The 12,680-nt window shown below is 43.5% G+C and carries 11 protein-coding genes; 8 read left to right on the forward strand and 3 right to left on the reverse strand.

The genetic code is table 11. The features are described 5' to 3' along the window. The first annotated feature begins 182 nt into the window (after nt 1–182). From JCM15124_RS02190 to JCM15124_RS02225, 8 genes are all read left to right on the forward strand, one after another. The gene (locus tag JCM15124_RS02190; protein WP_024998110.1) at nt 183–1,736 is read left to right on the forward strand and encodes a ComEC/Rec2 family competence protein; all 1,554 of its coding nucleotides are present in this window, start codon (nt 183–185) and stop codon (nt 1,734–1,736) included. 24 nt (nt 1,737–1,760) lie between these two features. After that, nucleotides 1,761–2,534, forward strand: a complete 774-nt coding sequence (gene truA / locus JCM15124_RS02195; protein WP_024998111.1) for a tRNA pseudouridine(38-40) synthase TruA — start codon at nt 1,761–1,763, stop codon at nt 2,532–2,534. A gap of 356 nt (nt 2,535–2,890) precedes the next feature. Continuing rightward, complete coding sequence (fabD, locus tag JCM15124_RS02200; protein WP_024998112.1) at nt 2,891–3,778, forward strand: ACP S-malonyltransferase; 888 nt, start codon at nt 2,891–2,893, stop codon at nt 3,776–3,778. Nucleotides 3,779–3,962: 184 nt separating this feature from the next. Continuing rightward, nucleotides 3,963–5,657 (forward strand): alpha-amylase family protein, encoded by a 1,695-nt coding sequence (locus JCM15124_RS02205; protein ID WP_024998113.1) that lies wholly within the window; start codon nt 3,963–3,965, stop codon nt 5,655–5,657. 3 nt (nt 5,658–5,660) lie between these two features. Beyond that, nucleotides 5,661–6,134, forward strand: coding sequence for an alanyl-tRNA editing protein (locus JCM15124_RS02210; protein ID WP_024998114.1), 474 nt, complete (start codon nt 5,661–5,663; stop codon nt 6,132–6,134). A gap of 22 nt (nt 6,135–6,156) precedes the next feature. Then, nucleotides 6,157–6,402, forward strand: a complete 246-nt coding sequence (locus tag JCM15124_RS02215; protein ID WP_024998115.1) for a hypothetical protein — start codon at nt 6,157–6,159, stop codon at nt 6,400–6,402. A gap of 2 nt (nt 6,403–6,404) precedes the next feature. Then, nucleotides 6,405–6,542 (forward strand): hypothetical protein, encoded by a 138-nt coding sequence (locus JCM15124_RS16135; RefSeq protein ID WP_198019109.1) that lies wholly within the window; start codon nt 6,405–6,407, stop codon nt 6,540–6,542. 6 nt (nt 6,543–6,548) lie between these two features. Beyond that, nucleotides 6,549–7,886: an MATE family efflux transporter gene (locus JCM15124_RS02225; RefSeq protein ID WP_024998116.1), complete on the forward strand. Its 1,338-nt coding sequence runs from the start codon at nt 6,549–6,551 to the stop codon at nt 7,884–7,886. Between the two features lie 628 nt (nt 7,887–8,514). Here the strand turns inward: JCM15124_RS02225 and JCM15124_RS02230 are convergent. From JCM15124_RS02230 to JCM15124_RS02240, 3 genes are all read right to left on the reverse strand, one after another. Beyond that, the gene (locus JCM15124_RS02230) at nt 8,515–8,697 is read right to left on the reverse strand and encodes a hypothetical protein (RefSeq protein ID WP_156930604.1); all 183 of its coding nucleotides are present in this window, start codon (nt 8,695–8,697) and stop codon (nt 8,515–8,517) included. Nucleotides 8,698–8,730: 33 nt separating this feature from the next. Next, a complete protein-coding gene (locus JCM15124_RS02235; protein WP_156930606.1) occupies nt 8,731–10,353 on the reverse strand; it encodes a leucine-rich repeat domain-containing protein in 1,623 nt (540 codons plus the stop codon). A 341-nt stretch (nt 10,354–10,694) separates the two neighbouring features. Beyond that, on the reverse strand, nt 10,695–12,263 hold the full coding sequence (locus JCM15124_RS02240; RefSeq protein ID WP_198019110.1) for a helix-turn-helix domain-containing protein: 1,569 nt from the start codon (nt 12,261–12,263) through the stop codon (nt 10,695–10,697). Nucleotides 12,264–12,680: the final 417 nt, after the last annotated feature.

The following is a 12,680-nucleotide window of genomic DNA, read 5'->3' on the forward strand; positions in this document are numbered from 1 at the left end:
TTGTGAAAAATGTTTATGCTTTTACAGTCTTTTTTCACCTATTGTAATATGGTGTAAAGGCGAAGTGGAGTAGGGGCATAACCCCTGAAATGAGAATTTAAAGGAAAGTTGCAGGCTGGTAAATCATTGGAAATAGAAAAATATTTCTTACTTTTGCAAGCGATATAAAAACAATCTGTGCCATGAAGCAAAATATTGCTTTTAGTAAGAATCCGTTGGTGAAAGTGGCTGTAGCCTTAATTGTGGGTATGGCACTTGGGCGGTATGCCTCGAGTGTAGTGCCGTTATGGGGCTGGCTTGCCGTTGCCGTTTTGTGCTTGGCGGTCGTGCTTTTAAGTGGAAAAAGGCGAATGCTTGGCAGCCGGGCACTGCTTTTCTCGGTGGCTTCGGTCGGTGGCTTGCTTATGGCAGATGCTGAAATGGAAATGCAGAAACCGCTTCCCGCAGAACCGTTGTGCTATGATGCCGTATTGCTGACAGAGCCTGTGCGGCACGGAAAGGTTATACAAGCAGATTTGGCGATACCTACGACCGACGGAGCAATGAAGGTGAAGGCATCGATACTGTGCGATACGGTTTCCGAAAACTATAAAAGACTGCACGTTGGCGACGGTATCACTGCCTTTTCGCAGTTGGAAGAACCTGTAAACTTCCGTGATTCGGAATTTGATTATGCCCGTTGGCTGCGCTTGCACGGCTTTGATGCAGAAACATTTATTTACTATCGGAATTGGAAAAAGGCTTCCGTAGACCTGTCGTTTCTTGGCAGCGTAGACCGCACACTTATAGAACTGAAGCGAGCAAAGCAACAATGGCTGCAGACTTATGCACGTGTGGGACTCGACGGACAGTCGGCTGCCGTTGCGGTTGCTATGACTTTGGGCGACAAGCACCTGCTTTCTAAAGACATAAAAGACGATTATTCCATTTCCGGCGCGAGCCATGTGCTGGCTCTTTCGGGCTTGCATCTTGGCATTATCTATGCTATTTTTCTTTTCGGATTCAATCTTTGCAAGGGCATTCCTTACCTGAATATTTTTGTCCGATACCATTTAAGCGAACCGTTCGTGCTGTTGCTTATATGGCTGTATGCGTTGTTGGTAGACTTTTCGCCCTCGGTGGTGCGCTCGGCTACGATGATTACCGTTTACAGCGTTGTCGGATTGCTTGGCAGAGATAAGTTTTCGCTCAACACATTGGCATTGACAGCCATTATTTTGCTGCTTGTTCGCCCGCAGAACTTATGGGACGTAGGCTTTCAGATGTCGTTCGCGGCAGTGCTTTCCATTCTTCTCTTCACGCCTTTGCTTTATGGACTGTTCTCTCCAAAGTTGCTTCAACGCCATTGGTTGCTTCGCTGGGTGTGGGGATTGGTTGCGGTTTCCGTTGCTGCGCAGTTGGGTACAGCCCCTTTGGTAGCCTTCTATTTCGGGCGGTTCAGCTGCTATTTCCTGCTTTCCAACTTTGTTGTTATTTCGTGTGCTACTGCCATTCTCTATGCTGCGATGCTGCTTCTTGTGTTCTTTTTTGCGCCGCAAGTGCAGCTTTTAGTGGGAAAGGCATTGCTGTTTGTGGTCGGTTCGATGAACGCAGCCTTGCATTGGGTAGCCCATTTGCAGGGAGCAAGCATCGAAGGGCTGCACCCCAATGTCTTGCAGGTGTTCCTTTGGTATGTATTTCTGCTTTGTATGTGGTATTTATCTACTTTTTTCAGCAATCGAACCAACTTGAAATAATTTTCCGTATCTTTGCAGCTACTTATGCAAAGGTACTTTATAAAATTCTCATACGACGGTACGAACTATCACGGTTGGCAAATTCAGCCCAACGGAATATCGGTTCAGGAGGTCTTGGAAAAGGCTTTATCAACGTTGTTGCGCACAAAGATAAGCGTAACAGGTGCAGGACGAACCGACGCAGGGGTGCACGCACGCACCATGATAGCCCATTTTGACGGACAAGAAGGTATCGACTGCAAGCAACTATCGTACAAACTGAACCGTTTGTTGCCCCGCGATGTTGCCGTAACGGCTGTTTTTGCTGTCGATAGCGAATTGCACGCACGCTTTTCAGCCACCTCCCGCACCTATCATTATTATATACACCATGGGCGAAACCCGTTTTTGAAAGCCTATTCTTGCGAAATGCCTTACGCGTTAGACTACGAACGCATGAACGAAGCAGCAAGTTATCTTGTCGGTGAACGCGATTTCAAGTGCTTTTGCAAGGCAGGAGGCGACAACAAAACCACCATTTGCAACTTGACAGAAGCACGTTGGGAACGTTGCAGAACCGAACTGTCCATTTACGATAATGCAGCCGAAGCAGAAGAATGGTGCTTCGTAATTACTGCCAACCGTTTCCTTCGCAATATGGTTCGCGCTGTTGTCGGCACGCTGATAGAGGTTGGAAGGGGGCGAATTTCGCTCGATGAGTTCCGCAAGATAGTAGATAGCGGCACCCGCAGCGATGCCGGCGAGAGCATGCCGGGCAATGCCTTGTTTCTCTGGAATGTGGAGTATCCTTCTGTTTAGCGGTGTAATCGCATTGTAAAACGAGTCGTCTGACAATTTATTTACGTGTAAATAAATATTTTTCTACACGTAAATAATAATTTCTTTACACGTAAATAAATATTTCTCAACGTTCTGATAATTCGGAAATCAGCCTCTCGAGCACCTCAAAAACTATTTTTAAGCCCACTCGTTCATTAGCGTCCTTGACTGATTTATTTTTATTTTTTATGTATGAGTAGTCGATTTAGGGAACGGCAACTTTATAATCAACATCTTTTCACCTATTATATATAAGGTGAAAGTGCGGAAATTTGTGAGTTTCATATTATTATTGTACTTTTGTAGCCTAAAAGATTAAATAAAAAGAAATAAAGATGAAAGCATTTGTATTCCCCGGACAGGGCTCGCAGTTTGTAGGTATGGGCAAGGACCTTTACGACAACAACCCTTTAGCAAAAGAACTTTTCGATAAAGCTGACGAAATTCTTGGCTTTAAAATAACCGATATAATGTTTGCCGGAACGGACGAACAGTTGAAGCAAACCAACGTAACACAGCCTGCAGTGTTCCTCCACAGTGTTATTTCAGCACTTTGCTTGGGCGACGATTTTAAGCCGGAGATGGTGGCAGGGCATTCTCTTGGCGAGTTCTCGGCATTGGTAGCAGCAGGCGCATTGTCGTTTGAAGACGGCTTGAAGCTCGTTGCTTTGCGTGCAAACTGCATGCAGAAGGCTTGCGAATTGAACCCCGGCACGATGGCTGCCATTATCGGTTTGGCTGACGAAAAGGTGGTAGAGGTTTGCGAACAAGTTACAAACGGCGGCAAGATGGTTGTTGCAGCCAATTTCAACTGCCCCGGACAGTTGGTAATTTCGGGTTCGGTAGAAGGCGTTGGAGAGGCTTGCGAACTGCTGAAGGAAGCCGGTGCCAAGCGTGCGTTGCCTTTGAAGGTGGGCGGAGCGTTCCACTCGCCGTTCATGCAGTCGGCAAAAGACGAGTTGCAGGCAGGTATCGAGGCTACCGATATAGCATCGCCTAAGTGCCCTGTATATCAGAATGTAGACGCTAAGCCACACACCGATGCAGCAGAAATAAAGGAAAACCTTATCGCACAGCTTACATCGAGCGTTCGTTGGACCGAAAGCGTGCAGCACATGATAGCCGATGGTGCAACCGAATTTATTGAATGTGGCCCCGGAAAGGCACTTCAAGGTATGATAAGCAAAATAGATAAGGAAGTGAATGCCCACGGAGTGGAATAATGCAGCACGGCAACTGCAATAGATAGCAGTGCTGTTTCCACCTCAATAATTTTCATGTAGGGACACAAGCCCCTGTATTTCCTGTTGCTCGACTCGTAGAAAGTCAGCTTGAAAAGCTCAAGGGGGCGTAAGGAAATGTGGGGAGTTGTGTCCTTTTTATTCTGTCAGATATAAGCCAAATCTTATGAAATTAGTAATTTACCAAGTGTTTACGCGCACCTTTGGCAACAAGAACAGTAACAGAAAGCCAAACGGTACGCTTGCAGAAAACGGTGTCGGGAAGATGAACGACTTTGATGTTGCAACGTTGCAACAAATAAAATCGCTCGGTGTAAATACCATTTGGTACACCGGTGTTATTCGCCATGCTACTTGCACCGACTATTCTGCTTTCGGTATTCCGCGCCAGACACCGCGCGTTGTAAAGGGGAAGGCCGGCTCGCCCTACGCCATTACCGACTATTACGACATCGACCCCGACATTGCCGATAATGTTGCGGAACGCATGAGCGAGTTTGAGGACTTGGTAAAGCGCACCCATAAGGAAGGCTTAAAGGTGATTATCGACTTTGTGCCCAACCATGTGGCACGCGAATACAAGAGCATTTGCAAGCCGAAAGGTGTAAAGGATTTGGGCGAAACCGACGATACGAGCAAGCACTTCGATGCTAACAATAACTTTTATTATTGTCCGAACGAACCTTTAGACATATCTGCGATACCGCTTCCGAAAGGCGTTGAGGCTACGGAACAGAACGGAATGGCGGCTGAATATACCGAAACGGTGGCGCGCTGCACAGGCAACGACAGGTTCGATGCACACCCGCAAGCCAACGATTGGTATGAAACGGTCAAGCTGAACTATGGTGTCGATTATTGCGACTGGGGCGGACGCAGCACCCATTTTGAGCCGATACCCGATACTTGGCGCAAGATGACCGACATATTGCTGTTCTGGGCAGCCAAAGGAATTGATGGATTCCGTTGCGATATGGCAGAAATGGTGCCCCATGAGTTTTGGAAGTATGCCACCGAAAAGGTAAAAGCGCAATATCCCCACATTGTTTTCATTGGCGAAGTGTACGACCCTAATCAGTATAGAACGTATGTTACGGCAGGCTTCGACTATCTATACGACAAGGTAGGCATGTACGATTGCTTGCGCGATGTAATGTGTGGGCATCGTTCGGCAAACGACATTTCGCAGCAATGGCAGGCTACCGACGACATTCGAGAACACATTTTGTACTTCCTTGAGAACCACGACGAACAGCGAATAGCGTCCGATTTCTTTTGCGGAAATATGCAAAAAGGAATTCCGGCACTTATTGTTTCAGCCTTGTTTCAGCGTAATCCCGTGATGATTTATGCCGGACAGGAGTTTGGCGAACGGGGAATGGACTGCGAAGGCTTCTCCGGCGTAGACGGCCGCTCTACTATTTTCGATTATTGGAGCGTCGATGGCATTCGGAAAGGTTTCTTTGAGCGTGGTGAGTTGTCGGCTGAACAACTGCAATTGGAAAAGGATTACCGCACAATATTGAATATTTGCAATGGCGAGAAAGCCGTCAGCGAAGGCAAAACATTCGACCTTATGTATGCCAACGAAGCGAACGAAGGTTTCGATAGTAATAGATTGTTCGCTTTTCTGCGCAGTTTTGACAATGCAACCTTGCTTGTTGTAGCTAACTTTGGCGAAGCAGAGAGCCGCATTCGTGTGAATATTCCTGCCCATGCGTTCGACTATATGGAGCTGACAGCGGGCAAGAAAGATATGGTTGATTTGCTTTCGGGCGACCGGCAAACGGCTGTTTTGCAGCCGGACGGTTCTGTCGAAATGGTGGTTGCAGGACTTAGTGGAAGGATTTATAAATTTTAAACTATGGAATTAGACGACTATACATTCAATACGCATAACAAAGAGGAGTTCCCTCCTGCACATACAGCTGAACATTTGCTGAACCAACTTATGGTTAGAATGTTCGGAACGGAGCGTAGCAAAAATGCGCACATAGAACGAAAGAAAAGCAAAATGACTTTCGTGCTTCCGAAAAAGCCATCGAGAAAAGACGAGAAAGCCATAGAAGACGAAATGAACAGGCTCATCGAAGCCGACCTTCCGGTAACGTATGAGCTGGTAGAGCGCACCGAGCTGCCCGAAGGCGTAACGCTCGAGCGGCTGCCCGAAGATGCTTCGGAGAAGATACGACTCGTCAGGATAGGCGATTACGATGTGTGTCCGTGCATCGGCAAGCACGTTCGTTCTACGTTGCAGATAGGCAAATTCGAGCTTTTGGGCACGAATTGGGACGAGCACAGTCGTTCGTTCCGTGTGCGATTTAAAGTGAAACCATAGTGTATTTCAAATCAATCGTCCTATGATAAACAAGGATAGTATAGAGTCTGCCTACTGCTTTCTGCATCAGAAATATCGTGTTTACGAGTTTTCAAACAGCGAAACGCAACGCGATGACATCGAATTTGCCATTGCATCGTATGTAGACGATATGAATAAGGAACTGTATGAACACCTTGCCAAAGGCAGGAAAGAGTTTCTTTGCAACCACACAACATTTGCAGCAGATATGCAAGAGGCTATCAACGAATTGGAAACAAAGTTATAAATATGGATTTCGATAAAGTACAGGACGACGCAAGAAGGGCAGAACTCATCAGAATTATAGAGCATTCGGTGGAGCATTTGTCGTTAGCCGAACTCGAAGCACTTTACTACGACTTGGTGTCGAAGGACTATATTCGATAAAACAGCGTGGATAAAACAAACAGAGAGATACTCAACCTTGCCCTTCCGTCGATTGTCAGCAACATCACCGTGCCGCTTTTGGGCTTGGTCGATTTAACGATTGTGGGGCATATAGGCAACGAAAACCACATCGGAGCCATTGCCATAGGTTCAATGATATTCAATGTTATGTATTGGATATTGGGCTTTCTGCGCATGGGCACAAGCGGAATGACATCTCAGGCATACGGCAGAGAGGCTTGGGAGGACGCTCTCCGTGTGTTGCTTCGTGCCTTAACCATTGGTGTGGGTATGGGTATGACGTTCATTGTTTGCCGGTCTGCGATAGAGTGGGGAATGGTTCGTGCCATGAATACCCCCGAAAGTTCTTTGCCATTGGTGCGTGCTTATTTTCGTATTGCTATTTGGGGCGCACCCGCTATGCTCGGTTTGTACGGACTGACGGGGTGGTTCATCGGTATGCAAAATACGAAAATACCGATGCTGATAGCCATTGTGCAGAACATTGTCAATATTTTCGCCTCGCTGTTGTTCGTCTTTGCCTTCGGCCGGAAGATAGAAGGAGTGGCTTCGGGCACACTCATAGCGCAGTGGAGTGGCTTTTTTATGGCGTTGTTCTTTGTGCATCGTGGACTTCGGAACAAAACTTTTTATGCGTCGGCAACTACTGCACAGCTATCCTTATCGCTTTTCAAGTCTACCCTTACCCATGTTGAGGCTTGGCAACGCTTCTTCGTTGTGAACCGTGATATATTCCTACGCACGCTTTGTTTGGTAGCCGTTAATCTCTTTTTCACAAGTGCGGGCGGTAAGCAAGGTGCACTGATGTTATCGGTTAATACTTTGTTGATGACGATGTTTACCCTCTTTTCCTATTTTATGGACGGCTTTGCCTATGCCGGCGAGGCATTGAGCGGTAAGTTGTATGGGGCAAATGATAAAGCCGGATTTCAGCAAATGGTGCGCCGTCTGTTCTTTTTCGGCAGCGTTGTGGTTGTTTTGTTCACGTTGGTTTATGTTCTTGGCGGTCTCGACTTTCTTCGTTTACTCACCGATGAAGAGCGTGTTGTGCAAGCATCGACACCTTTTCTTCTTTGGGTTTATCTTATTCCGCTTGCCGGTGTGGCAGCTTTTATCTACGATGGCATCTTCATTGGCATGACCGAAACAAAGGGAATGCTCGTTTCTTCTGCCCTTGCAATGGCTTGCTTCTTTATTTTTTATTATGTTGCCGAACCTTCTTTAGGCAACAATGCTTTATGGATAGCCTTTCTTTTGTTCCTTTCTTTTCGTGGCATTCTTCAGTTTTTTTGGTCAAGAAAGTATGTTTTCAACCGCTTTTAGCCTACCAAAAGAATGGTTCAACAATATATATAAATAAGAAAGAACCCTAAAACAAGTCTTTGCTATTGCTAAGAATGTTTTAGGGTTCTTTCGTTTTAGTATCGTTATGTCGCTTGTCGCTATACCTTTAACTATTTGCGTTGTGAGGAATATAGCCCTTTAGCGACTTCTTGTTTTGTGCTTAATACTTATTTTCGAATGCAGCTACAAGTGTTGATACTACGAATGCTGTTATTGCTAATAATGCTATTATCATAATTAATCCTTTCTTTTTAAAAAACTGCCGGCGATGTATCTCTTCGCCGGCTTTGTTTATTGTTATCCTTAATCTTACGATGCAAAGTTACGAAAGTTTTTTGTTTTTAATGTGTTAAATACTATCTTTTGTAATTTTTGTACCCTATTATTGTTATTTTATGATATAAATCAATTGTTTTTATTTATACTTTGATAAGTTTAACCCCAATCGTTCATTAGCGTCCTAATGAACCGATTGGGATTTATTCCGTAGGTTGAGTGTTGTCTATATAAAAAACAGGCAAGCTGTTGTAGCCTGCCTATTCTCATGTAGTTAAATTAAATGCAAACAGTTTAAAACCGTTTTTCTATTTGAAAGACTTCGCAAAGACTACGAAGCCTCCATGCCTTCTCCGTCTTCGTCATCGCCTGTGCCGATTTCTTCGGTTATACTGCCATTGGGATTTATAATACTCCCCGAGGCATTGTTTCCGTTTCCACTCCCTGCCAACATTCTTTCTATACCTTGGCATGCAATTATTTGTGAAACAGGGCAGATATATTTCTTCTTCATATCTTTCGTTATCATATTATAAACATATTCTTTTTACTTCTTTACAACCTTTTTGCCGTTTACAATGTAGATACCGTTTGGCAACGATTGCAAACTTTGTGCATTTCCAACAACTTGTCCTTTCAAGTTGAAAACCTCTTCGCGGTTCTTGTAATGTACGTGTATTTCTGCTTCAACGGTTTGAATTGCCGTAACATCGTCTGCCATAGCGTACATCTTTGCATCGGTTGCAACAACGCCATCTTTCACTATCTGCCAATAGCATTTGTAGGTTCCCATGTGTCGTTGCTTATCAGTGTTTTTGCTTTGCTTGTAGAATTTCAACTTTCCGTTGTTATTAACGAAAATTATTTCGCCATGATTTAAGTTTCTACCACCCTTTGTGTATGTACCGAGCATTCTTATCATGGTCTTTGTAGCTGATGGGTCGTCAGCTTGGTTGTCGATATTTACTTCCTTTGTTAGCTGCATGTCGCTCGTAGTTTCCTCGTTTTCACTGTGCTTTACAATGTATGCCGAACCTACACTCTGTGGGTCTACCTTTAGCAAATAGGGAGTATTGGCTTTCATTATCTGTTCGCCTGTCATCACTTTGAAGTCTATTCTGTACAGATAGTTGCCCTTTCCGTCCTTGCCATTATAGTGTGCGTTCACCATTTCTGCCACTAACGCACCGTTACCGAATTCTTCTGTTGCGTTAATTTCAGTAGGGTAGCAGGCTGTAACCCACGATGCTTTGTAAGGAATAATGTCGTCCGGCTTCTTCCATGTGTAGTAATTGCCTCCATTTGTATATTTTCCATCAATGTTATCTCCAATCTCATCGTGGTTGTTTTCGTCAGCGTATTTCCAGTTGTCTGTAGTTTTATAGTTCTGTTCGTACACTTCTTGGCTTTCCACATAGAATACACAGTCGTGTACTTGCTGTTGTTTTTGCTGTATTTGTGATACGAAAGGATACTTTCCCAATGTGCGTTTTGCTGGTCCTACAAGATATACTTCGCGCATATTGTGGCATCCGTGCAGGAAGTATTCTCCTATTTTCACGAGCTTTTCAGGGATTACTACTTTCTTTAAGCCTTCGCAAGCACACAGAAAATGGTCGCCAACTTCTTGCAAAGTGTTTGGTAACGATATGTGCTCCATTTTCTTGCAATATTGAAAAGCGTAGCTTCCGATAGTTTCTACCGAGTTTCCTAAGTTTACATCGGTCATTCCGTCGCAAGTCCAAAATGCTTTTTCGCCAATCGTTTTAACGGTGTTGGGCAATGAAACAGTGCGTAACTTCCTATTAAGATAAAAAGCATGGTCGCCTATTGTAACGAGTGATTTGCCAAAATCAATAGTTTCTAAATTACCACAACCTTTAAATGCTTCTTTATCAATTTCGATACAATTAGCCGGTAGTTTTACAGTCTTAATTGTATTGTTGTCTTTAAAAGCACCGTATCCTATTTTAATGATATTGTACTCTTGTATTTTATCAGGAATAACAATGTTTTCTGCATTTGTTGCAAGACCTGTTACTTCTAAAGCAGAATTACCATTTGCATCTTGAATATATCTATAATAAAAGCCTTCTGTTACGAAAGAGCCTTGCGCCCAAGCACCGATAGATAATAAACTCAATAAAAATAATGTTTTTAATCTTTTCATATTTTTGTTTTTTGCCAATGTTTTTTCGGGTGCAAAGGTAGATGTATTTGTTGTTAGTAGCTATTAAATTTGTCGTATCTATGTTTTAAATAATCCGCATTCTTTTTGCATACGGTAAGTATTTGTATTCTTATTTTGTCTTAATAAATAGTCAAATGCTTGCTTTCCAATGCTTTGTAATTATTATTTAGTCGGTGTGGTGCGATGCTGTAAAAGTCGAAAAAGCGGAATAGTGAAACAAAATGCGGTTCAAAAACGGCTCTGCAGCAACCGTGTAGCGTAGTTGCACGATTGCTGCAGAGCCGTTATGATAAAACCATAAGTGTGCTTGGACTATCTTTTTATAAGTCTTTGGCGTCTTTGCTTGTATTTTCTCTGTATTCAGCAGGCGTCATTCCATACTTCTGCGAGAAGAGACGGTAGAACGAAGGGACAGATATGCCACTGCGGTTGGCAATATAGTCGATGCTGTATTCGGGGTGCCGGCGCAACATGCGCACTGCAAATTCGAGGCGGAGGGTGGCTACGAACTGTATATAAGTCATGCCTTCGTACTGTATGAAAAGCGATGAGAACGTGTTCTTGGGTATGTTGAAGCGTTTCAAAATCTCTTCCCTGTTCAGTTCGGAGCGTGTGAAAACACTTTCCTGACTTAGCCACGCCTTCATTTTCTTGTACAGTTCCTTGTTCTTATCTTCGTGAACGATGTTTTCTTCCACTTCCTTGTCAGTGGCTTCGAGCTGTTCCTTGTACTTCTTTTTGCAATGCAGAAGGTCGTCGATGGTAGCTGCCATGGCTGCATTCTTCTTTTTCATGATGCGGCGCATGCGGTATGTGTAGCAGAAATAGCAACCTACACACACCAATAATAGCACCACAACGCCTATAATACCATTTGTTCCATATACTTGAAGGCGTTTTGTGTGCAACTTTTGCAGCTGAAGGCTGTCGATAGCAACAAGTTCTTTCATCACAATCTTGCGCTCCATGTTGCTTTTGTTCCGATGAATTTCGTTCACCCTCTTTAGGTATTGTATGGCTTCTTTGTACTTACCTTTATGCAAACATGCCATTGCAAGCATGTCGTAGATGTCGGCGTAATTGGTGCTGACAGTATCGTTTATTGATATAAGGTAAGCTTTTCGCGCCTTGGCAAAGCGTTCAATGTCGGCGTAATGGGCTTTTTCCACCAAGTAAGGCTTTATGCACTCGTAGTTATAGGTAGAGTCGTTGCCCGTGTTGCAAAACTTTTGATACCACATTTCGCTTGCTTCTGCGTTGCCTTTCATGTAGTTCAACACTGTTCGATGGGCGTAAATATCTTTCAGTCGGCGGACTGTAAGAACGTTCATGCCTGTTCCGTTCGGGTAAACGGTGTTGCCAAACAATGCCATTATGGTGTCCAAAGTGTGCAAGCCCTGTACGGCCAGCTTGTCCTTTTGCTGATATTCTGCCATTGTTATGTAGAAATAGTAACCCAAGTCGTAGGATAGTGCAAGGCCTTTTTGTCTGAGCTTGTCGATTGCCTCTTGCATTAAGGCGTATGCTTTTTGCTTTTTTCCGTAGGCGTGTTGTATTTCTCCTTTGCTGAAAATAGCGGTTGCTTCCATTTTTACATCTTGTTTTTCCTTGCTGATGGCGAGCAAGCGGTCGGCATAATAGTTCATTAACATATAGCTACCCAACTCTTTGTAGCAAGGTATGAGACGGTAGTATGTGTCCATTTTTATTTCGTTATTGTGCTCTGCTTCAGGTGTATGCAATATATGTTTGTAGCAAAGCAATGCCCGAATGTAGTTGCCACGGTTGAAATAGTAGTCGCCTTCAAGTTGGAAAAGCTCGTATTCTTCCATTTTACCTTGCTTTTTCAACTCTTGAATAATAGCGTATGCCTTTTCAAGTTGGTGCACAGTGTAGCTATAAACATTTTCTTTGTTTATTTCTTCCGGCGATAACTTTATGTTTTTTGCGTGTAAAGAGGTACAAAGAAATATGCTTATAATAGTGAAAATGTAACGATAGTGTTTTATAAATTGTATAATCATTTTGGTTCTATTTTATCTCTTGTGTTTTAAGTTTAGCGGTTCAAAGTTACTCAAAAAATGGTTTATCTTTATTATTATTTATAGATTTAACAAAACTTTAGGGCATAAAAAAGCCTTGACTGATATCACATCAACCAAGGTTCCAATACTAAAACTAAATTAACCACTAAAAAAACTGATACAAAGGTAATGGGTTTTTTGCATACTTCCAAATATTTTTCCGGCTTTTTTTGTATTATTTTCTTCACGGAATTGAGAGTTTTAGGTGTATGTCGTTATATA

Source organism: Prevotella falsenii DSM 22864 = JCM 15124, assembly GCF_000613945.1.
Classification (GTDB): Bacteria; Bacteroidota; Bacteroidia; order Bacteroidales; family Bacteroidaceae; genus Prevotella; species Prevotella falsenii.